Genomic DNA, 22,274 nt, shown 5'->3' on the forward strand with positions numbered 1-22,274 from the left:
TGTCCTCCCGTGCCTTGCTTGGTTAACCTTGCTGTTTTTGGGTGAAGGCAGAAATGACTATGGTGTTTGACTGGACCAGTGTCGCCCTTGGGTTTGCCGGTGCAGCCCTGCCTTTATTGGCGTGGTGCTGGCAGATCCAGCGGCGGCTGACCGCGCGCACCACCGGCTGGGAGCTGCTGGAAGAACGTCTGGCGATTGCGCAATTGGCCCAGGAAGGGCTCGCCGCCCAGTTGGACGCCAGCCGCGACGAGATCAGCGATCTGAGCCAGGCCAACGCCGCCAAGCAGGCCGACCTGGCTGCGGTACGCCGAGAAGTCGAGCTGTTGCAGATCGACCGCGATAACGCCCGCGACGCCGCCCATGCCTGGAATCTTGACCGCAGCGCCAAGGAAACCGAACTGCGGCGTCTCGACGCCTTGGCCGCAGCCTTGCGCGCCGAGCTGCGTGAACAGCAGGACAGTCATCAACAACGTCTCGCCGACCTGCAAGGTTCCCGCGATGAGCTGCGCGCGCAGTTTGCCGAACTCGCCGGAAAGATTTTCGATGAGCGCGAACAACGCTTCGCCGAAACCAGCCAGGAGCGGCTGGGGCAGTTACTGGACCCGCTCAAGGAGCGCATCCAGTCCTTCGAGAAGCGCGTTGAAGAAAGCTACCAGAACGAAGCGCGCGAGCGTTTTTCCCTGGCCAAGGAGCTTGAACGCCTGCAGCAACTGAACCTGCGCCTGTCGGACGAAGCCACCAACCTGACCCGCGCCCTCAAGGGCCAGAAAACCCAGGGTAACTGGGGCGAACTGATCCTGGAGCGGGTGCTGGAACATGCGGGCCTGGAAAAAGGTCGCGAGTACCAGACCCAGGTCAGCCTCAAAGGCCCGGATGGCGAACGTTTCCAGCCGGACGTGCTGATCATGCTGCCGGGCGACAAGCAGGTGGTGGTTGACTCGAAGGTCAGCCTGACCGCTTATCAGCAGTACGTGGCGGCGGACGACGAGGTGATTGGCCAGGCGGCGTTGAAGCAGCATGTATTGTCCTTGCGCAATCACGTCAAGGGCTTGGCCGGCAAGGATTACAAGCGTCTGGAAGGCTTGCACAGCCTGGATTTCGTGCTCTTGTTCGTACCCATCGAAGCGGCGTTTTCCGCCGCGCTGCAAGCCGAGCCGAACCTGTTCCAGGAAGCCTTTGATCGCCATATCGTGATTGTCAGCCCGACCACCTTGCTGGCCACCCTGCGGGTGATCGACAGCCTGTGGAAGCAGGAGCGCCAGAGCCAGAACGCGCGGGAAATCGCCGAGCGCGCCGGTTGGCTGTATGACAAGTTCGTGCTGTTTATCCAGGATCTGGACGAAGTGGGTAATCGCCTGCAGCAGCTGGACAAGGCTTACAGCGCAGCGCGCAACAAGCTGACGGACGGACGCGGAAATCTGGTCAGCCGCACCGAGCAGCTGAGATTGCTCGGCGCCCGCGCCAGCAAAAGCCTGCCGGCGGATCTGCTGGAAAGGGCAATGACCGATTCTGACGGTGTGGCGCATCTGCCCGAATAACCGCAGATCAAAATGTGGGAGGGGGCTTGCCCCCGATGGCCATAGGTATCTACACAACTCTGTAGCGCCCAGCCGTAACCACGATGCGAAGCGAGTCGCTCTTGATCTGCTTTTGATCTTAGGCGCCCCGTTAAACCACGCTGGCCGAACGCAGGCTTGAATCCGTGGGCAACCCGGCAGGACGCCGGGTTAGCCGCACTGGGCCATGGATGGCCCATTGCGGCGGCCCACGGATTCAAGCTTGCGTTCGGGCACACCGAGCCTAAGCGAGGTGCCGAGTGGTGGGGCAAGAGCGTTTTGCTTACTTTTGCGCTTTTCAAAAGTGAGCCGCCGTCAGGGCGGAACCCTAAGTGGCCGTTACCGCAGAAACGGATATGTACTCGATCTGATCCAACATCCTGGTCGGCCCAGAGGCCGCCATCGGGGGCAAGCCCCCTCCCACATTTGACGGAGTGCGACCTTTTTAGAGCGGCAGATGCCGACTCAACAGCGCCCGCAACGCCGCCGGTTTCACCGGCTTGGCCAGGTAGTCCAGCCCCGCCGCATGCACTTGGGCCACCGTCTCCGCACGGCCGTCGGCACTGATCACCACGCCCGGAATCGGCTCGGCCAATTGCGCGCGCAGCCAGCCCATCAATTCAGTGCCGGTCTCGCCGTGGTCCAGGTGGTAATCCACCAGCGCCAGTTGCGGGCGCATGCCCTCCGCCAGCAGGGCCGCGCATTGAGCCTGGCTGGTGGCGGTCCATACCTGGCAGCCCCAGCGCGTGAGCAGGCTGCGCATGCCGATGAGGATACTGTCTTCGTTATCCACGCATAACACCTGCGCGCCGCTCAGCGGCAGGCCGTTTTCCTGAGAGGGCAGGTGCTGCGGGCTGACTTGGTTGCGCGCCAGCGGCACACGCACACTGAACACGCTGCCCTTGCCCGGCCAGGAGCGTACGCTCAGGCGATGGCCCAGCACGCGGCACAGGCCGTCGGCGATCGCCAGACCCAGGCCCAGGCCCTTTTCGGCGCGGGTCTGGTGACTGTCCAGGCGCTTGAACTCTTCGAAAATCACTTTCTGTTTATCCAGCGGGATGCCGGGGCCACGGTCCCAGACTTCCAGGCACAACTGGCCCTGGCGGCGACGTACGCCGAGCAGCACCGGCCCGTCGGCATAGCGAAAGGCGTTGGTCAGGAAATTCTGCAGGATCCGCCGCAGCAACTTGATGTCGCTGTCCACCCGCAGGCGACTGCCGCGCAAACGAAAACGCAAGCCCTGCTCATGGGCCAGTGCCTTGAATTCGGCGCCCAGGGTGTCGAATAACTCGTTGAGCACGAACGGCTGGCGTTGGGGATTGATCTTGCCGTTTTCCAGGCGTGAGATATCCAGCAAATCGCTGATCAAATCCTCGGCCGAGCGCAGCGAACTGTCCAGGTGCTGCACCAGTTGCCGGGCCTCGCTGGAAAGGCCATCGTGCTGGTGGGAGAGGGCGGCGGAGAACAGGCGTGCGGCGTTCAGCGGTTGCATCAGGTCATGGCTGACGGCCGCCAGAAAGCGAGTCTTGGACTGGCTGGCGGATTCGGCCACGCCCTTGGCCTCGGTCAACGCGACGTTGAGTTGCGAGAGTTCATGGGTGCGCTCGGTCACCCGTTGTTCGAGGCCTTCGTTGGCCTCGGTCAGCGCCTGTTCGGCTTCGCGGAACGCGGTGATGTCGGTGAAGCTCATGACGAAACCGCCGCCTGGCATCGGGTTGCCGATCAGCTCGATCACCCGACCGTTGGGAAACAGCCGCTCGGACGTGTGCGCACGGCCCTGGCGCATCCAGTGCAGGCGTCGCGCCACATGCACCTGCGCCTCACCGGGGCCGCACAGGCCGCGCTCGGCGTTGTAGCGGATGATGTCGGCAATCGGCCGGCCGACACTGATCAGGCCGTCGGGGTAGTTGAACAGCTCCAGGTAGCGCCGGTTCCAGGCCACCAGCTTGAGCGACTGATCCACCACGCTGATGCCCTGGGTAATGTTTTCGATCGCACCTTGCAGCAGGGCGCGGTTGAATTGCAGCACTTCGGAGGCTTCGTCGGCGATCCGGACCACGTCCTCCAGCTGCATGTCCCGCCCTTCAATGGCGGCTTTGACCACGGCGCGCGTCGAGGACGCACCGAGTACGCCCGCCAGCAAACGTTCGGTGTGGGCGATCCAATCGTTGTCGGCATTCTGGTTGGGGTTGAAGCCTTTACCCTGGCGATAGGCGAAACGGATAAAGCTCTGCTGGGCTCGTTCTTCACCGACAAAGCGCGCCGCCAGGCTGAGCAGGTCGCTGATCTGTACCGACAACATGGAGCGGGCGCTGGCGCGCTGGCTGATTTCCTGACCGATAAAGCGGCCGGCCTGCCAGTGTTCGGAGACCCGTGTACGCGACAGCATCGACACCCACACGAACAGCGTGAAATTACCCGCCAGGGAGAACACCGTGCCCAAGGTCAGTGAGGTCACGGACAGCCCGAACGGGTGCGAGTGCATCCAGGTCAAGCCAGGGAAAAGAGCCAGCGACCAGCCCAGGCTTTTCGCGGTAACCGGTAGGACCAGGGTGTAGAACCACAGGAATGTGCCCGCCGCCAGGCCCGCGAACACCCCGCGCCGGTTGGCCTGTTTCCAGTACAGCGCGCCGAGCATCGCCGGGGCCAGCTGGGTCACGGCGGCAAACGCGATCTGGCCGATGGTCGCCAGGCTCGCGGTAGAGCCCAGCAGCCGGTAGCTCACATAGGCCAGCAGCAAAATGATCACGATGCTGACCCGGCGTACCGACAGCATCCAGTGGCGGAACACTTCGAAGGGCCGTTCGGCGCTGGAGCGACGCAACAGCCAGGGCAGCAGCATGTCGTTGGAGACCATGGTCGACAAGGCAATGCTGGCCACGATCACCATGCCGGTGGCCGCCGAGGCGCCGCCAATGAAGGCCAGTACGGCGAGGGCCGGGTGGGCTTCGGCCATCGGCAGGCTGATCACGTAGGAGTCCGGCAGTACCGAGCCGGGCAGCAGCATCTTGCCGCCCAGAGCGATGGGGATCACGAACAGCGCGGCAAGGATCAGATAAGCCGGGAACACCCACTTGGCCACGCGCAAGTCCTGTGGGTCGATATTCTCCACCACCGTCACATGAAATTGCCGGGGCAGGCAGATGATCGCCATCATCGCGACGCCGGTCTGTACCACCATCGACGGCCAGTTGATGGTCTCCTTCCAGTATTCTTCCAGGCGCGGTGCGAGCATCGCCTTGCTGAACAGGTCGGCGAAACCGTCGTACAGCCCGTAGGTGACAAACGCACCGACCGCCAGGAATGCGAACAGCTTGACCAGTGCTTCAAAGGCAATCGCCAGCACCATGCCCCGGTGGTGTTCGGTGGCGTCGAGGTTGCGCGTACCAAACACGATGGTGAACAGCGCCAGCACCAGCGACACCACCAAAGCGGTGTCCTGTGCCCGGGTGCCCGTGGTGTCGGGCCCGGAGCCGATCAACAGGTTCACGCCGAGCACGATGCCCTTGAGCTGCAGGGCGATATAAGGCAATACGCCCACCAGGCAGATCAACGCGACCACCACCGCCAGGGACTGGGATTTACCGTAGCGGGCGGCGATGAAGTCGGCGATGGACGTAATGTTTTCCTGCTTGCTGATCAGAATCATCTTCTGCAGCACCCAGGGCGCCAGCACCAGCAACAGCACCGGCCCCAGGTAGATCGGCAAGAATGCCCACAGCTGTTCGGCCGCCTGGCCCACGGCGCCGAAGAACGTCCAGCTGGTGCAATACACGGCCAGCGACAAGCTGTACACCCACGCACGCACACGCGGCGGCAGCGGCGCGTGGCGGCGGTCACCGTAAAAGGCGATGGCAAACATAATGGCCATATAGGCCAGGGCAACGGCGGCGATCAGCCCGCTGGACAGCGTCATGGTAACTCCGAGCATAAGAACACCCGGGCCGTGCGGGCCCGGTTGGACAGTCTCGCATGATGCATGGGGTTAGTCAGTGTCGACCAAGGTCTGAGCGCGACGTGATGTCGCGGCTTATCGTGGGGGCAGGGTTTTCTGGCGCAGGATGTAAATCGTCACCAGCACCGCGCTGGTCAGCATGAACCCGCGTGCCCACGGCAACGGCACCAGGTAGCAGGACACGGCGATGCTCAGCCACATCAAGCCGATGGCGTAGACCTTGCCCTTGAGCGGGATGCCGTTACCGTCCAGGTAATCACGAATCCAGGGGCCCAGGCGCGGGTGTTCCACCAGCCAGTGATAGAAACGCGGGGAGCTTCGAGCGAAGCAGGCGGCGGCCAGCAGGAGAAAGGGTGTGGTCGGCAGTACCGGCAGGAAAATGCCGATCACCCCCAGCGCTACGCTCAGCCAGCCAACGGCCAGCAGCGCGTAACGCAGGAGCGGCGAGCGCTTGCCCATGGGGTCCACGGGCAAACGACTCAGTGGTGACGTGGCTTGAGGATCGCCGGTTTTTCGTCAGGCGCGTTGCACAGCAGGTACAGCGCGGTGAGGGCTTCCGGGATCTGCACGATCATGTCGTCCATCAGGTTGGCGTCGGCGGCGATATCGGAAAACTCGGCTTCTTCTTCAAAAAGTCCCGAACCGACCATGATCGGCAGCAGCATTTCGCTGACTTCTTCCTCGGCGGTTTCGAACCAGGCGGCTTCGCGCAGGAACACGCCTTCCATGAAGCCGATGCACCAGCCGCGCAGGTCGGAGTCGTCCGGATCGTCGCCCAGGTCCAGTTCGCAGGGCAGCTCGAACTCTTCATCGGAAGCCAGTTGGCGACTGATGTGGGCCTTGAGGGCCAGCAGGGTGGCTTCGATTTCTTCGCGCTGGGCGTCGTCGGCGTAGTGAGGTTCTTCGGCGAACAGCGCGTCGATCCACTCACGGTCCGGTACGACTTCGGAGCAGATCGACAGCGCGGTCAGGTAGCCGTGGGCGGCCACGTAGTCCAGCGCCTCGTCATGCAGCTCATCGGCGTCGAGGAAGGCTTGCAGGCGGGTTAGTTGCTCAGCGAAGGACATTGAAGAGTTACCTTGGGAATAAACGATGCTGAATTCTAGGCGTTCTTGCGCGCCCAAGCCAGTCGCCATGCATATTTGCCGGGTTTTAGAGACGGGCTGCAATTCGTCAGTGGTGTCCTTTGGCGGATGACGCTCGGGTATACTGCCGCGTTTTGTGATGCCCGTGCAGGCCAGGCGCCAGTCCGCGAAAACTTCGCTTACGGATTATTTTCCGTGAAGGCGTATTTTTTCGGCCAGCCTGTACAGAGGGTTTCGGGACTATTTTTTGGAGTTATACATGCTCGAGCAGGCTCAACGCGTCCTCAAGGACATCTTCGGCTACGACAGTTTTCGTGGCCGCCAGGGTGCGATCATTGAGCGCGTGGCCAGCGGCGGTGACGCGCTGGTCCTGATGCCTACCGGTGGCGGTAAATCGTTGTGCTTCCAGGTGCCGGCGCTGTTGCGCAATGGCCTGGCCGTGGTGGTGTCGCCGCTGATCGCGTTGATGGACGACCAGGTCGCGACCCTGGAAGAACTGGGTGTCGCCGCCGCCTCCCTGAATTCCACCCTCAGCGCCGAGCAACAGCGCGACCTGGCCGCGCGGATCAAGCGCGGCGAAGTGAAGATGCTCTACCTGGCCCCCGAGCGCCTGGTGCAGCCGCGCATGCTGGCGTTCCTGCAGAGCCTGGAAATTGCCCTGTTCGCCATCGACGAAGCCCACTGCGTATCCCAATGGGGCCACGATTTCCGCCGCGAATACCTGCAGCTCGGTCAACTGGCGGAGCTGTTTCCCGACGTGCCGCGCATCGCCCTGACTGCCACCGCCGACAAGCGTACCCGCGAAGAAATCGTCGAGCGCCTGCATTTGCAGAACGCCGAGCGTTTCCTGTCGAGCTTCGACCGACCGAATATTTTCTACCGCATCGTGCCCAAGGAGCAGCCGCGCAAGCAGTTGCTCGCGTTCCTCTCCGAGCGGCGCAGCGATGCGGGTATCGTCTATTGCCTGTCACGCAAGAAGGTCGATGAAGTCGCCGCGTTCCTCTGTGAACAGGGTTACCCGGCGCTGCCTTATCACGCCGGCTTGCCCAATGAAACACGCTCGGCGCACCAGAAGCGCTTTCTCAACGAGGAAGGCCTGATCATGGTGGCGACCATCGCCTTCGGCATGGGGATCGACAAATCCAACGTGCGTTTCGTGGCGCACATGGACCTGCCCAAGTCCCTTGAGGCCTATTACCAGGAAACCGGCCGCGCCGGTCGCGACGGCCTGCCGGCGGATGCCTGGATGGTCTATGGCCTGCAGGATGTGGTGATGCTCAAGCAGATGCTGCAGAACTCCGAAGGCGACGAGCGCCACAAGCGTCTGGAGCAGCACAAACTCGACGCGATGCTCTCGCTGTGTGAAGAGACCCGCTGCCGCCGCCAGACGCTGCTGGCGTATTTCGATGAAGACATGCCGCAACCCTGCGGCCACTGCGATAACTGCATCGACGGCGTGCAGACCTGGGACGCCACCGAGCCGGCGCGCCAGGCGTTGTCGACGATCTACCGCACCGGCCAGCGCTATGGCGTCGGTCATCTGGTGGATGTGTTGCTGGGCAAGGACAACGAAAAGGTCCGCAGCTTCGGCCACGAGAAACTCTCGGTCTACGGCGTCGGCAAGGCGCGCGCCGAAGGCGAGTGGCGCTCGCTGTTCCGCCAGATGGTCGCGCGCGGGCTGGTCGACATCGATATCGAAGGCTATGGCGGCCTGCGCCTGAACGACAGCTGCCGGCCCTTGCTCAAGGGCGAGGTCAGCCTGGAGCTGCGCCGCGACCTCAAACCGCAGACCACCGCCAAGAGCAGCACCAGCCAGGCCAGCCAGCTGGTGCGTGGCGAGGAGCGTGAACAGTGGGAGGCGTTGCGTACCCTGCGGCGCAAACTGGCGCAGGAACACAGCGTGCCGCCCTACGTTATCTTCCCCGACTCCACCTTGCTGGAGATGCTTCGCGAGCAGCCCACCAGCATGGCCGAGATGGCCAGGGTCAGCGGCGTGGGCGCGCGCAAGCTGGAGCGTTATGGCCAGGCCTTCCTCGAGGTGCTCGGCGGCCAGGCCGAGGCACCCAGGGAAATCGCCGATATTCGCCACGAACTGATCAGCCTGGCCCGCGCCGGCATGACCCCGATACAGATCGCCGGCCAGCTGCAATGCTCGGAAAAGAATGTGTATACGTTGCTGGCCGAAGCCATCGGCAAGCAGCAATTGTCCCTGGAGCAGGCCCTTGATTTGCCGGAGGATCTGCTCGGCGAAATTCAGGATGCTTTCCTCGACGGAGAGGGCGAATTGCCACCTGTCGCGGAGATGGCGCCGCTGTTTGCCGGGCGGGTTCCCGAGGGCGTTTTGTACTGCGTACGGGCCGCTTTGCAGTCGGAGTTCGAAATTTAGTGTGGCAATTACGACAATGTAACGAATCAGTACATACCGGGCCTTGCCTCCTGGCATGGCTCATGCTTAGCTGACTAATAATTAGCCACACTTTATTTTCAGTCTAAACCATGAGTTTTTTATGCCGTTAACCGATCAACACCGTTTTGGCATGCAGTTGGCGCAAATGTCCCGAGGTTGGCGCGCCGAGCTGGACCGCCGCCTGGCGGGGCTGGGCCTGTCCCAGGCGCGGTGGCTGGTGCTGCTGCACCTGGCCCGCTTTACCGAAGCACCTACCCAGCGTGAACTGGCACAAAGTGTCGGCGTGGAAGGGCCGACCCTGGCGCGTCTGCTCGACAGCCTGGAAGGCCAGGGCCTGGTGCAACGCCAGGCCGTCGTGGAAGACCGCCGCGCCAAACGTATCCTGCTGTGTGACACCGCCCGCCCGCTGATCGACCAGATCGAGACCATCGCCACGGCGTTGCGCCATGAACTGTTCGTTGGGGTGGACGAAGCGGATCTGCGCGTATGCATGCGCGTCCATGGGCACATCCTGGCGAATCTGGAAAAGTCCTGATTCCAGGTTCCAGGTTCAGTGAAGATCAAAAATGTGGGAGGGGGCTTGCCCCCTCCCACATTTGATTTGCGCAGCGTTCTAGAAAGTCTGGCCCAGGTTCAAGTACACCGCCTTCTGGTTGTCATCGTTGAACCCATAACTGAAATTCAACGGCCCCAAGGGCGTATCAAAGCCGAGGAAAATGCTCGCCGCGTTGATATAGCCGCTGTCGAACTCGTTGTCATTGTTCCATGCCCGGCCGCGTTCCACCGAGGCGCCGAGGTACAGCGGAAAATCCAGCGGCAGGTACGAGCGCGGCGTCAGGCGGCGGTAGTACACCGCGCGCATCAGGCTGATGTTCTGGGCCGAGATCGCATCCTGGCGAAAGCCTGACAATTGTCGCGCGCCGCCCAGCAGGAAGCTGGACACCACCACATCCGAATCATCCAGGGTGCGTCCGTAGCGGCCACCGAGGATCAGGGTGTCGGGCCCGTGGCTCATGGCTTTGTCCAGCTTGAACTCCCATTGACGGTAGCGCTGGTCCGAACCCAGCCCGGGCGCGAACTCGCGGAAGGCCAGGCCGATGTCTTCGCCGGTGTGCGGGAAGTAGACGTTATCGAAAGAATCGAACGAGTATTTCAACTCATAGAAACCTTCGCTGAAGCTCATGCTCGGCAGGTCGCGATCGCCGATGCGCACGTCCGCCTTGCCCCAGGCTTCCCCAACGCCGAAGCGGATCTCGCCGCTGTTGCCGATCTGCCGCCCGACGTTCAGGCCGAAACCGTAGCGCTCCAGCCGGTATTCAGAGATGGGATCGTTGTCCAGGGTCAGCTCGACGTTCTGCGCCTGGGCCCTGATATAAGGCGCGACGAAGTAGCGCGAGCCGGTGTCCATGGGTTGGTAGAACTCGCTGTACAGCTCCTGGCGGTCACCGATCTGCACCCGCGTCAGCCATTCGGCGCCGAGGCGGTTGATCCCGTTCACCCGGTAGCTGGCGCCGAGATTGAAGGCGCTGTCGCCGCGCATGTCATCCGACAGGTTCAGCCCCAGGCGCAGGTAGTCGGTGCCGCTGCGCTTGCCGCGCGCGCTGATGACCAGGGTATTGTCCTTGCCCTTTTTCACCACGCGGTATTGCACCTGCTCGAAGTAGTCCAGGCCGTACAGCGTGCCCATGTCCGATTGCAGGCGGCCAAGGTTGAGCGGTTCGCCCAACGCCTGGCGGATGTAGTAGCGGATCACGTCGTCGCTGACCTTGGAGTCGTTTTCCACGTCGATCGCCGTAATGATCGGGGTGCGCTCGCCCGGCGTGCGGGCGGCGGTCAGTTGCGGGTCGACCGGCTCGGCGGGACGCAGGTGCGCCAGGCGCAGGTCGAGGGCACGGGTGGCGCGGTAGCCGGCGTCGATCATGTCTTTGGCGCGTCCGAAATCCGTCACGCCGTAGGCCGCCAGAGGCGGCTGGATCAACACGTCCCTGGGGTGCAAGGCCTTGAGCTGTTCCTCGGAATTACGCCGGGTCATCAGGGTGATCGACTGGTTGAGCACATCGACCACGGTCGCCAATTGCTTGCGTGAGCGCAGCGGCGTGCCGATATCCACCACGATGGCGATGTCCACGCCCATTTCCCGCGCCACATCCAGGGGAATGTTGTCGGTCATGCCGCCGTCGACCAGCAGGCGCCCGTCCAGCTCCACCGGCGCGAACACTGCGGGGATCGACATGCTGGCGCGTATCACCTGGGGCAGGTGGCCCTTGCTGAACACGACTTTTTCTCCGGTGGTGATATCGGTGGCCACGGCCCGGAACGGAATCGGCAGCTTGTCGAAGTTACGCGTGTTGCTGCTGTGGGCGAACATGCTTTCCAGCAGCAGCGCCAGGTTCTGGCCCTGGATCACGCCCAGCGGCAGGCCGAGGCTGCCGTCGTCGCGGAAGCTGAGTTTCTGCTTGACCAGGAAATCGCGGTCATCCTGCTTGCGCCTGAATGGCACGTCTTCCCGGGGCGGTGCGTCGGACAAGGCCTGTTGCCAGTCGATACCGAGGGCGAGCTTTTCCAGCTCGTCGATCTTGTAGCCCGAGGCGTACAACCCGCCAATCACCGCGCCCATGCTGGTGCCGGCAATCGCGTCGACCTGGATGCCTTGTTCTTCCAGCGCCTTGAGCACGCCGATATGTGCCAGGCCACGGGCGGCGCCGCCGGACAGCACCAGGCCGATTTTCGGGCGCGGGCTTTCAACGGCGTCGGCGAGAAGGGGGAGCAGGCACAGGAACAGGCAGGACAACAGGCGGCGCATCATGAATCTCGAGGCTGGGCGATAAAGGCCGGTATTATAGCCACTCGATCCGTTCAAGCCGTCACCCAGGAGCCTTTCACGTTATGTCCGCCAGCAAACCCGAGATCGTGATCACCTATTGCACTCAGTGTCAGTGGCTGCTGCGTGCCGCGTGGCTGGCCCAGGAGTTGTTGAGTACGTTTGCCGAAGACCTGGGCCGGGTGTCGCTGGAACCGTCAACCGGCGGCGCGTTTCGCATCACCTGTAACGCTGTACAGATCTGGGAGCGCAAGGTCGATGGCGGTTTTCCCGAGGCCAAGGTGCTCAAGCAGCGCGTGCGCGATCAGATCGACCCGCAGCGCGATCTGGGGCATAACGACCGCACGCAATAAGGTCAGGTCGCCTGCGGCTGCCTGGCCTGGCTCGCGCTGCCCATCAGGCCGGACAGCACAATGGCGACGATGATCAACGCGCCACCCAGCAGCATGCGCAGGGTGGGCGTTTCGGCAAACAGCAGCCAGGCCACGGTGATGCCATAGACCGGTTCCATGGCAAACACCACCGAGGCGGTGCGTGCCTTGATCACGGCAAGGCTGGCGACGAACAGGCTGTGGGCCAGGCCCGTACAGAACACGCCGAGCAGGCCGATCCACAGCCAGTCCAGAGCGCGCACATCCGCCAGCCCCGGCGCCGCCACGGGCAACAGGCAGACCGCGACCACCACGTTCTGGCACAGCGCGGCCTGGACCGCTGGGATGCGTGCGGAACTGGCGCGGTTGTTCAGTGACAGCAAGGCGAACATCAGCCCCGATGCGATGCCCCAGAGCAGGCCGCCCGTGGCTGCGCTGGCCAGGTTGAAGTCCGGGGTCACCAGCACTAGGCCGATGCTGACCAGCGCTACCAGCATCATTTCATTGGCGCGAATCCGCTCGCGGAAGATCAGCCCTTCAAGCACCACCGTAAAGGCCGGGAAGGCCGCGAACCCCAGGGTTGCCACGGCCACCCCGGCGACTTTGACGGCGATGAAGAAGGTGACCCAGTGCGCGGCAAGCAGCACGCCGCTGACCAGCAAACGGCGCCAGTCGCGACCTTGCAGTGTTTTCCAGGGCGCATTGCTGGCAAAGCGCGCAAACACCGCCAGAGCGAGCACGGCAAACGCAGCGCGCCCGAATACGATGATGGCCGGTGAGGCGGCCGCCAGTTTGCCGAACACGCCGGTAAGGCCGAACATCAATGCGCCGATATGCAGGGCGCCGAGGGCTGAGCGGGGAGTCATTGCGATCCTTGAACCAAGGGGTAACAGGGGCGCAGTCTACAACGCCTGCCGGGCAATGCGCTGTCATCAGACTGACGCGCCGCTGTCATGGGCTATTCACCGCCCGGGCGCAAGCTCGCGAAAACAGCGTCGAGGGACACCCATGACCCGTGCCGAATTCGCCAAGCCCAGCCCCAAGCAACGGGTGCGAACCCTGTGGATTTCCGACGTGCACCTGGGCACCCGGGATTGCCAGGCCGAGCATTTATCGAAGTTTCTCAAGGGCTATCATGCCGACAAGGTGTACCTTGTCGGTGACATTATCGATGGCTGGAAAATGCGTGGCGGCATGTATTGGCCCCAGGCCCACACCAACGTGATCCGTCGCCTGCTGACCATGGCCAAGCGCGGCACCGAGGTGATCTATGTCACCGGCAACCACGACGAGTTTCTAAGGCGCTATTCCAAGCTGATCCTGGGCAATATCCAGTTGGTGGACGAGGCCGTGCACGTGACCGCTGACGGCCGCCATCTGCTGGTGATTCACGGCGATCAGTTCGACGTGATCACCCGTTATCACCGCTGGCTCGCCTTCCTGGGCGACTCGGCCTACGAGTTCACCCTGACGCTGAACCGTTGGCTCAATCACTGGCGAGCGCGCTATGGCTACGGTTATTGGTCGCTGTCGGCGTACTTGAAGCACAAGGTAAAAACCGCAGTGAGTTTTATCAGCGATTTCGAAGAGGCCATCGCCCACGAGGTGACCAAGCGCGAGTTGCACGGCGTGGTGTGCGGGCATATCCATCATGCCGAGATCCGCAAGGTGGGGGAGGTGGATTACCTCAACTGCGGGGATTGGGTGGAATCGTGCACGGCGTTGATCGAGCACTGGGATGGGCATATCGAGTTGTATCGGTTGGCGGATGCGCAGGCCAGGGAGGCGCTGCTGAAAGCCGAAATGGTTGCAGGCTAGGGGGCAACTCAATCCAAATGTGGGAGGGGGCAAGCCCTGATGCCTGTAGGAGCGAGCTTGCTCGCGAAAAACGTCAACGATAACGCGTGCTTCCTGAATGAACGCGGTGCCTGTGAGTTTTTCGCGAGCAAGCTCGCTCCTACACATGTTAGGGCAAGCCCCCTCCCACATTTGGCCTCGGTTTCGTCAGCCAGAGACGTCGGCGATGGCCTGGGCCAGCAGCGTCAGTCGTGTGGCATCAACCCCGGCCACATTCGCCCGGCCCGAACTGACCATGTACACACTGTGCTTTTCACGCAGTTGCCGGACCTGCTCGGCACTCAAGCCGGTATAGGAAAACATCCCACGCTGGGTGCCGATATGCGCAAAGCGCTCAGCCAGGCCGTGGGGCGCCAGCGCTTCCACCAGCCCGGCGCGCAACTGCGCAATGCGCACGCGCATGGCTTCGACTTCGTCGCTCCACTGCTGTTTGAGCTCGGCATCGCCAAGGATGGTCGCCACCACGGCCGCACCATGATCCGGCGGCGTCGACCACAGGTTGCGCGCCGTATTGGCGAGCTGGCTGCGCACATCCGTGAGCTTCTCGGCATCCGCCGCACACACGATCAATGCGCCGACGCGGTCGCGATACAAACCGAAGTTCTTCGAGCAGGAACTGGTGATCAAGACTTCCGGCAGTTCGGCGGCGAACAGGCGCACCGCCCAGGCGTCCTGCTCCAGGCCGTCGCCGAAGCCCTGGTAGGCAAAGTCGATCAGCGGCAGCAACTGGCGCTCGCGCACGATTTGCAACACCTGGCGCCAGTCGTCCCGGGACAGGTCGAATCCGGTCGGGTTGTGGCAGCAGGCGTGCAGCAGCACCACATCGCCCTTGGGCACCGTGGACAGGGTGGCCAGCATTGCCGCCACATTCAGGCGATTGTCGCTGCCCACGTACGGGTAATGACTGACCTTGAGCCCGGCCTTGGCGAAAATGGTTTCGTGGATCGGCCAGGTCGGATTGCTCAGCCACACGCCACGGCCAGGCAGACTGTGGGCGATAAAGTCAGCGCTCAGGCGCAGGGCACCGGTGCCCCCTGGCGTCTGGGTGGCGCCGGCACGACGTTCGGCGATCAACGCCGAATCGGCGCCCAGCACCAGTTCGCTGATCAGTGCACCGAAGGCGGCATCGCCGTGCCCGCCGATGTAAGTCTTGGTGACCTGGGTATCGACCAGGCGCTGCTCGGCACGTTTTACCGAGTCTGGAATCGGCGTCAGGCCCTGGTCGTCCTTGTACACGCCCACGCCCAGGTCGAACTTGTTCGGGTTGCTATCCTGGGCATACAGGTCCATCAGCCCGAGGATCGGGTCGCCAGGCACGCGGCCAATCGCATCGAAGTGCATTACTTGCGGCCCTCGGCGCTCTTGGCCACGTCATCGGTGCGTGCGGCCATGATGAAGTCGTTGCGGTGCAGGCCCTTGATGGAGTGGCTCCACCAGGTCACGGTGACTTTGCCCCATTCGGTGAGCAGGCCCGGGTGATGGCCTTCGGCTTCGGCGATTTCACCTACAGCATTGGTGAAGGCCAGGGCGAACTTGAAGTTCTTGAACAGGAAAACCTTTTCCAGCTGCATCACGCCGTCGCGCACTTCGATGTTCCAGTCCGGGATCTGTTTGATTAGCACCGGCAGTTCTTCATCGCTGACTTGCGGGGCGTCGGCGCGGCAGGCTTCGCAATGGGCTTGGTTCAAGGTGGTCATGAAGGTGTCCTGAATTCGAATGATTGAAGGTCAGTGGCGTTACCCTAAAGCAACGCGGGGCCAGGGAACAGACTCATCTGGCGTTAAAACGCGAGGTTCACGCGGCTTTGGGCTTGGGAGGGAATTTCGGTGCGTGCAAGCCCAACTGCATACCGCGCTCGACCATGCCCATGATGTCTTCCTGCGCCACGTCGAACAGGCGCTTGAGCTCGGGCAATACGAAGTACAGCGGTTGCAGGATGTCGATGCGATAGGGCGTGCGCATCGCTTCCAGCGGATCGAACACCTGGTGCTCGGGCTCGTCCGACAGGCAATACACGCTTTCCTTGGGCGATGACAGAATACCGCCACCATAGATGCGCCGGCCTTCAGGGGTATCCACCAGGCCAAACTCGATGGTCATCCAGTACAGACGCGCCAGGTACACGCGCTGTTCCTTGGTGGCCGCCAGGCCGAGCTTGCCGTAGGTGTGGGTGAATTCGGCAAACCAGGGGTTGGTCAGCAGCGGGCAGTGGCCGAAGATCTCGTGGAAAATATCCGGCTCTTGCAGGTAGTCCAGTTCTTCGCGGGTACGAATAAAGGTCGCCACCGGAAACTGCTTGCTGGCGAGCAATTCGAAGAAGGTCTGGAAGGGGATCAGCGCCGGCACGCGGGCGACTTGCCAGCCGGTGGTGTCGGCCAGCACCTGGTTGATCTCGCCCAGCTGCGGGATGCGATCCAGCGGCAGGCCGAGCTTGTCGATGCCATCCAGGTATTCCTGGCAGGCACGGCCCTCGATCACCTTCAACTGGCGCGTGATCAGGGTGTTCCACACCGCGTGTTCTTCCGGCGGGTAGTGGATAAAACCTTGCGCATCGGGCTCGCGGGCCACGTAGTGCGTCTGCTTCATACGGCTCTCCTGCTAGGCATTCGTTCTTGTTATGTCCTGCTGTGTCTCTATTGATAACCCGCGCGCGGCGAGTTTCCATCGGGTTCAAAAGCCTCCGGGTAGGAAAAGTTACTGCGTTTCGTAAACTATTCGTTACGGATGCGTGACTCGGCGCGGTATTGGGCTGGGAAATGTCCGCGCGCTGTCACATAATCTTGACGACTATCTGCGCCCAGCGGCAAAAAGACGCGGCGCCTCCCCACTTTTCGGGCCTCTTCATGCGTATCAAAGTGCATTGCCAGAACCGCATCGGCATCCTGCGGGACATCCTCAACCTGCTGGTGGAGTACGGCGTGAACGTCGCCAAGGGCGAGGTCGGCGGCGAGCATGGCAATGCCATCTACCTGTTCTGCCCGAACCTGGTGAACATGCAGTTCCAGGCGCTGCGCCCGCAGTTCGAGGCAATAGCCGGGGTGTTCGGCGTGAAAAGGGTAGGGCTGATGCCCAGCGAGCGTCGGCATATGGAGCTCAATGCGCTGCTGGGTGCCCTGGAATTTCCGGTGCTGTCCATCGACATGGGCGGCTCCATTGTCGCGGCCAACCGGGCGGCGGCGCAGTTGCTGGGTGTGCGCGTGGACGAAGTGCCGGGTATTCCCCTGTCGCGCTACGCCGAGGACTTTGACTTGCCGGAGCTGGTGCGCGCGAGCAAATCGCGGATCAATGGCCTGCGGGTCAAGGTCAAGGGCGATGTGTTCCTGGCCGATATCGCGCCGTTGCAGTCCTCTGAACACGACGACAGCGAGGCCATGGCCGGCGCGGTGTTGACCCTGCACCGCGCCGACCGGGTCGGCGAGCGTATCTACAATGTACGCAAGCAGGAACTGCGCGGCTTCGACAGCATTTTTCAAAGCTCCAGGGTCATGGCAGCGGTGGTGCGTGAAGCCCGGCGCATGGCGCCGCTGGATGCGCCTCTATTAATAGAAGGCGAAACCGGCACCGGCAAGGAATTGCTGGCGCGGGCCTGTCACCTGGCCAGCCCGCGTGGGCAATCGCCGTTGATGGCGCTTAACTGCGCCGGCTTGCCGGAGTCGATGGCCGAGACCGAACTGTTCGGCTACGGCCCCGGTGCGTTTGAAGGCGCGCGGGCCGAAGGCAAGCTCGGGCTGTTGGAGCTGACGGCGGGCGGTACGTTGTTTCTCGACGGCGTAGGGGAAATGAGCGCACGCCTGCAGGTCAAATTGCTGCGCTTTTTGCAGGATGGTTGCTTTCGTCGCGTGGGCAGCGATGAAGAGGTGTATCTCGACGTACGGGTAATCTGTGCGACCCAGGTGGATTTGTCCGAACTGTGCGCGCGCGGCGAATTCCGCCAGGACCTGTATCACCGCTTGAACGTACTGTCGCTGCATATCCCGCCGCTGCGCGAATGCCTTGATGGGCTGGCGCCGCTGGTCGAGCATTTTCTCGATCAAGCCAGCCGGCAGATCGGTTGCCCGCTGCCCAGGTTGGCGCCGGCCGCGATGGACAAGCTCAGTCACTATCACTGGCCGGGTAATGTGCGGCAGTTGGAAAACGTGCTGTTCCAGGCGGTGTCGTTGTGCGAAGGCGGGACGGTCAAGGTTGAGCATATTCGCTTGCCCGATTATGGCGTGCGTCAGCCGCTTGGCGATTTCTCGTTGGAGGGTGGGCTGGAAGACATCGTCGGACGTTTCGAGAAGGTGGTGTTGGAAAGCCTGTATGCGGAGCATCCGAGCAGCCGGCAGTTAGGAAAACGCTTGGGCGTTTCCCACACCACCATCGCCAACAAACTGCGCGATTACGAAATCCTCAAGGCCAACAAATAACCAATGTGGGAGGGGGATTGCCCCCGATGGCGGTAGGTCAGTTATAGATGAGCTGACTGATACATCGCTATCGGGGGCAAGCCCCCTCCCACAGTGGATCTTCGCAGGTTTGAGCATTTTGTTCGCTTTACTGACTGGCATTAGGGCAAGCCCCTCCCACATTTAAATTGCGCCGTTGCCGAAAGCGGCAGTAGTCCGCCGTTTTTTCGACTCTCCCTCCCTCCCTGTTTTCAAACACCTTCGCATAAACCCCCGCCGCGCCTGGACTTCGTCCTCTTTTTAAAAGTTGGTTCGCAAATTGCTTAAGCCTCCTCAGTACAACGGTGGGCGGCAAGCGTCCGTCAGAAAGAGGATAGAGCGTGGACAAGTACCTTTATGTGGCAATGACCGGCGCCAGCCAGAATGCTCTGGCGCAGAAGGCCCATGCCAACAATCTGGCGAACATTTCCACCAACGGTTTCCAGCGCGACCTGGAGCAGGCGCGCTCGATGCCGGTGTTCGGTGACAGCTTTCCGGCGCGGGCCTTTGCCCTGACCGAGCGGCCAGCCACCGACTTCACCCCCGGCGCGATGATCGAAACCGGGCGTGACCTGGACGTGGCCGTCAGCGGCGACGGCTGGATGGCTGTGCAAACCCCGGATGGCGGCGAAGCCTACGTGCGCAGCGCCAGCATGAACGTCGACGCGCTGGGCGTGCTGCGAGCCGGTAACGGTATGCCGATCATGGGCAACGGCGGCCCGATTGCCGTGCCGCCGCAGCAGAAAATCGAAGTGGGTTCTGATGGCACCATCAGCATCCGCGCCATGGGCGAAGGCCCGCGAGTGATGGCCGAAGTGGACCGCATCAAGATGGTCCAGCCCGACCTCAAGAACATGACTAAAGGCCTGGACGGCACCATCCACACCAAGGATGGCCAGCCGGCCCAGGCCGACGCGAACGTCAAGCTGACCTCGGGCTTCCTGCAGGCGAGCAACGTCAATGCCGTTGAGGAAATGACCGCGGTACTGGCGCTTTCCAAGCAGTTCGAGCTGCACATCAAGATGATGAACAGCGCCAAGGAAGACGACCAGGCCATGACCCGCGTCATGCAGATGAGCTGACAGGCGACCCCCGAATTCTAATTGTGTAACGCGGCGCCAACAAACAGGCGCACAGAGGAGAACAGCATGCTTCCGGCTCTATGGGTTGCCAAGACAGGCCTGTCCGCCCAGGACACCAACCTGACGACCATTTCCAACAACCTGGCGAACGTGTCGACCACCGGTTTCAAACGTGATCGCGCCGAGTTCCAGGACTTGCTCTATCAGATCAAGCGCCAGCCGGGCGCCCAGTCGACCCAGGACAGCGAACTGCCGTCGGGTCTGCAACTGGGTACCGGTGTGCAGATCGTCGGCACCCAGAAAAACTTCAGCGCCGGTAACCTGCAACAGACCGGCCAGCCGCTGGACATGGCGATCAACGGCCGTGGTTTCTTCCAGATCCTGCAACCGGATGGGACCACGTCCTACACCCGTGACGGTACCTTTCACCTGGACTCCAACGGCCAGATCGTGACCGCCAACGGTTTTGCCCTGGAGCCTGCCGTTGTGGTTCCGGCAGATGCCAAGACCTTCACCGTCGGCAACGACGGCACCGTGTCCATCACCGTGGCCGGCAACCCGGCGTCGCAAGTGATCGGCAACCTGCAAACCGCCGACTTCATCAACCCGGCCGGCCTGCAGGCCATGGGCAACAACCTGTTCCTGGAAACCGCCTCCAGCGGCGCGCCGCAAATCGGCACCCCTGGCTTGAACGGTTTCGGCACCACGCTGCAGAGCACCCTGGAAACCTCCAACGTCAGCACGGTCGAGGAGATGGTCAACATGATCACCACCCAGCGCGCCTACGAGATGAACTCCAAGGTGATCTCCACCGCCGACCAGATGCTTTCGTTCGTTACGCAAAATCTGTAATCAGTCTATGGGGCGCCTTCGAAAGCGCCTGCAACACCGTGAGGTTAGGGTCATGAATCGCTTTGTTTCTGTCTTGGCATTGAGTGGGATCGCCGTACTTGCGGGCTGTGTCGCCCCGTCGCCGAAACCCAATGACCCGTACTACGCGCCGGTGTTGCCGCGCACGCCGTTGCCGGCGGCGGCCAACAATGGCTCGATCTACCAGGCCGGTTTCGAGCAGAACCTGTACAGCGACCGCAAGGCGTTCCGGGTCGGTGACATCATCACCATTACCCTGAACGAGCGTACCCAGGCCAGCAAGAACGCCAACTCGCAGATCGGCAAGACCAGCAAGGCCAGCCTGGGCCTGACGTCGTTGTTCGGCGGCGTGCCCAACACCAATAACCCGCTGGGCAGTGGTGACCTGAGCCTCGACGCCGGTTACAGCGGCGACCGTGCCACCAACGGCAAAAGCGCGGCGGCCCAGGGCAACACGCTGACCGGTTCGATCACCGTGACCGTGGCCGACGTCTTGCCCAACGGCATCATCGCCGTACGCGGTGAAAAGTGGATGACCCTCAACACCGGCGACGAGCTGGTGCGCATTGCCGGCATGGTGCGCGCCGATGACATTGCCACCGACAACACCGTGCCGTCGACGCGGATTGCCGATGCACGGATTACCTACTCGGGTACGGGTTCGTTTGCCGATGCAAGCCAGCCGGGCTGGTTCGACCGTTTCTTCCTTAGCCCGCTGTTCCCTTTCTAGGTGGCCATCTTGAACTTCAAACCCCTGCTGGCGGCGGCATTCCTGCTTTGCGTGAGCGCTGTCGCCCAGGCCGAACGCCTGAAGGACATCGCCAGCATTTCCGGCGTGCGTTCCAACCAGTTGATCGGCTACGGGTTGGTGGTAGGTCTCAGTGGTACGGGTGACCAGACCACCCAGACCCCGTTCACCCTGCAAACCTTCAATAACATGCTGTCGCAGTTCGGCATCAAGGTCCCTGCGGGGTCGGGCAACGTGCAGCTCAAAAACGTCGCGGCGGTGTCGATCAGTGCCGACTTGCCGGCGTTCTCCAAGCCGGGGCAGGTGGTGGACATCACCGTGTCGTCCATCGGTAACTCCAAGAGCCTGCGTGGCGGCACCTTGCTGATGACGCCGCTCAAAGGTATCGACGGCAACGTCTATGCCATCGCCCAGGGCAACCTGGTGGTGGGCGGGTTCGACGCCGAAGGCCGCGACGGTTCGAAGATCACCGTCAACGTGCCGTCGGCCGGTCGCATCCCCGGTGGGGCCACGGTTGAACGCACCGTGCCGAGTGGTTTCAACCAGGGCAACAGCCTGACCCTGAACCTTAACCGTTCCGACTTCACCACCGCCAAGCGCGTGGTTGACAAGATCAACGACATGCTCGGCCCTGGCGTGGCCCAGGCCATCGATGGCGGTTCGGTGCGTGTGACCGCACCCCTGGACCCAAGCCAGCGCGTGGACTACCTGTCGATCCTGGAAAACCTGGAGGTGGACCCCGGCCAGGCGGTGGCCAAAGTCATCATCAACTCGCGCACCGGCACCATCGTGATCGGCCAGAACGTCAAGGTCTCGCCGGCGGCGGTGACCCACGGCAGCCTGACCGTGACCATTACCGAAGACCCGATCGTCAGCCAGCCCGGGCCGCTGTCCAATGGCCAGACTGCCGTGGTTCCACGTTCGCGGGTCAATGCCCAGCAGGAAGCCAAGCCGATGTTCAAGTTCGGCCCCGGTACCACCCTGGATGAGATTGTCCGCGCGGTGAACCAGGTGGGCGCCGCCCCCGGCGACTTGATGGCGATCCTCGAAGCCCTGAAACAGGCCGGCGCCCTGCAAGCCGACCTGATCGTGATCTGA

At 62.4% G+C, this 22,274-nt stretch carries 18 protein-coding genes; 10 read left to right on the forward strand and 8 right to left on the reverse strand.

What is annotated here, in order from left to right; translation table 11 throughout:
• Positions 1 to 173: 173 nt before the first annotated feature.
• Positions 174 to 1,538 (forward strand): DNA recombination protein RmuC, encoded by a 1,365-nt coding sequence (locus TU82_RS01150; protein ID WP_164484690.1) that lies wholly within the window; start codon positions 174 to 176, stop codon positions 1,536 to 1,538.
• A 463-nt stretch (positions 1,539 to 2,001) separates the two neighbouring features.
• Here TU82_RS01150 and TU82_RS01155 read toward each other — a convergent pair whose 3' ends face one another.
• From TU82_RS01155 to TU82_RS01165, 3 genes are all read right to left on the reverse strand, one after another.
• Positions 2,002 to 5,472, reverse strand: coding sequence for a hybrid sensor histidine kinase/response regulator (locus TU82_RS01155; protein WP_057721314.1), 3,471 nt, complete (start codon positions 5,470 to 5,472; stop codon positions 2,002 to 2,004).
• Positions 5,473 to 5,586: 114 nt separating this feature from the next.
• Positions 5,587 to 5,970, reverse strand: coding sequence for a YbaN family protein (locus TU82_RS01160; RefSeq protein WP_057721315.1), 384 nt, complete (start codon positions 5,968 to 5,970; stop codon positions 5,587 to 5,589).
• A 20-nt stretch (positions 5,971 to 5,990) separates the two neighbouring features.
• Positions 5,991 to 6,578 (reverse strand): UPF0149 family protein, encoded by a 588-nt coding sequence (locus TU82_RS01165; protein ID WP_057721316.1) that lies wholly within the window; start codon positions 6,576 to 6,578, stop codon positions 5,991 to 5,993.
• 277 nt (positions 6,579 to 6,855) lie between these two features.
• On the opposite strand from TU82_RS01165, the gene recQ reads away from it, so the two are divergent.
• Positions 6,856 to 8,982, forward strand: a complete 2,127-nt coding sequence (gene recQ / locus TU82_RS01170) for a DNA helicase RecQ (protein WP_057721317.1) — start codon at positions 6,856 to 6,858, stop codon at positions 8,980 to 8,982.
• A 121-nt stretch (positions 8,983 to 9,103) separates the two neighbouring features.
• Complete coding sequence (locus TU82_RS01175) at positions 9,104 to 9,538, forward strand: MarR family transcriptional regulator (protein ID WP_057721318.1); 435 nt, start codon at positions 9,104 to 9,106, stop codon at positions 9,536 to 9,538.
• A 78-nt stretch (positions 9,539 to 9,616) separates the two neighbouring features.
• On the opposite strand, the gene TU82_RS01180 is transcribed toward TU82_RS01175, so the two are convergent.
• Positions 9,617 to 11,806: a patatin-like phospholipase family protein gene (locus tag TU82_RS01180; RefSeq protein WP_057721319.1), complete on the reverse strand. Its 2,190-nt coding sequence runs from the start codon at positions 11,804 to 11,806 to the stop codon at positions 9,617 to 9,619.
• A gap of 83 nt (positions 11,807 to 11,889) precedes the next feature.
• Between TU82_RS01180 and TU82_RS01185 the strand changes: the two genes are divergently transcribed.
• A complete protein-coding gene (locus TU82_RS01185; protein ID WP_057721320.1) occupies positions 11,890 to 12,177 on the forward strand; it encodes an Rdx family protein in 288 nt (95 codons plus the stop codon).
• Between the two features lie 2 nt (positions 12,178 to 12,179).
• Here the strand turns inward: TU82_RS01185 and TU82_RS01190 are convergent, their stop codons facing one another.
• On the reverse strand, positions 12,180 to 13,061 hold the full coding sequence (locus TU82_RS01190; RefSeq protein ID WP_057721321.1) for a DMT family transporter: 882 nt from the start codon (positions 13,059 to 13,061) through the stop codon (positions 12,180 to 12,182).
• Positions 13,062 to 13,203: 142 nt separating this feature from the next.
• Between TU82_RS01190 and TU82_RS01195 the strand changes: the two genes are divergently transcribed.
• A complete protein-coding gene (locus TU82_RS01195) occupies positions 13,204 to 14,013 on the forward strand; it encodes a UDP-2,3-diacylglucosamine diphosphatase (protein WP_057721322.1) in 810 nt (269 codons plus the stop codon).
• Between the two features lie 186 nt (positions 14,014 to 14,199).
• Here the strand turns inward: TU82_RS01195 and TU82_RS01200 are convergent, their stop codons facing one another.
• The 3 genes from TU82_RS01200 to phhA form a co-directional block, all read right to left on the reverse strand.
• Positions 14,200 to 15,393, reverse strand: coding sequence for an amino acid aminotransferase (locus TU82_RS01200; protein ID WP_057721323.1), 1,194 nt, complete (start codon positions 15,391 to 15,393; stop codon positions 14,200 to 14,202).
• Entirely contained in the window at positions 15,393 to 15,749 is a 357-nt protein-coding gene (locus tag TU82_RS01205; RefSeq protein WP_057721324.1) for a 4a-hydroxytetrahydrobiopterin dehydratase, read from the reverse strand. The genes TU82_RS01200 and TU82_RS01205 overlap by 1 nt, the downstream gene beginning before the upstream one ends.
• A 97-nt stretch (positions 15,750 to 15,846) precedes the next feature.
• Complete coding sequence (gene phhA, locus TU82_RS01210) at positions 15,847 to 16,638, reverse strand: phenylalanine 4-monooxygenase (RefSeq protein ID WP_057721325.1); 792 nt, start codon at positions 16,636 to 16,638, stop codon at positions 15,847 to 15,849.
• 257 nt (positions 16,639 to 16,895) lie between these two features.
• Here phhA and TU82_RS01215 point away from each other — a divergent pair, with 257 nt between their 5' ends.
• The 5 genes from TU82_RS01215 to TU82_RS01235 all read left to right on the forward strand — a co-directional run bounded on the left by TU82_RS01215 (position 16,896) and on the right by TU82_RS01235 (position 22,274).
• Positions 16,896 to 18,458, forward strand: a complete 1,563-nt coding sequence (locus tag TU82_RS01215; RefSeq protein WP_057721326.1) for a sigma-54-dependent transcriptional regulator — start codon at positions 16,896 to 16,898, stop codon at positions 18,456 to 18,458.
• A gap of 359 nt (positions 18,459 to 18,817) precedes the next feature.
• Positions 18,818 to 19,558: a flagellar basal body rod protein FlgF gene (locus tag TU82_RS01220; protein WP_057721327.1), complete on the forward strand. Its 741-nt coding sequence runs from the start codon at positions 18,818 to 18,820 to the stop codon at positions 19,556 to 19,558.
• Between the two features lie 66 nt (positions 19,559 to 19,624).
• Positions 19,625 to 20,410 carry a flagellar basal-body rod protein FlgG gene (flgG, locus tag TU82_RS01225; RefSeq protein ID WP_057721328.1) on the forward strand — a complete coding sequence of 262 codons (786 nt, stop codon included), beginning with the start codon at positions 19,625 to 19,627 and terminating at the stop codon, positions 20,408 to 20,410.
• A gap of 52 nt (positions 20,411 to 20,462) precedes the next feature.
• A complete protein-coding gene (flgH, locus tag TU82_RS01230) occupies positions 20,463 to 21,158 on the forward strand; it encodes a flagellar basal body L-ring protein FlgH (protein ID WP_057721329.1) in 696 nt (231 codons plus the stop codon).
• A 6-nt stretch (positions 21,159 to 21,164) separates the two neighbouring features.
• Complete coding sequence (locus TU82_RS01235) at positions 21,165 to 22,274, forward strand: flagellar basal body P-ring protein FlgI (RefSeq protein ID WP_375154649.1); 1,110 nt, start codon at positions 21,165 to 21,167, stop codon at positions 22,272 to 22,274.

The sequence above is a fragment of the Pseudomonas orientalis genome (genome assembly GCF_001439815.1).
In the GTDB taxonomy this organism is placed as follows: Bacteria; Pseudomonadota; Gammaproteobacteria; order Pseudomonadales; family Pseudomonadaceae; genus Aquipseudomonas; species Aquipseudomonas orientalis.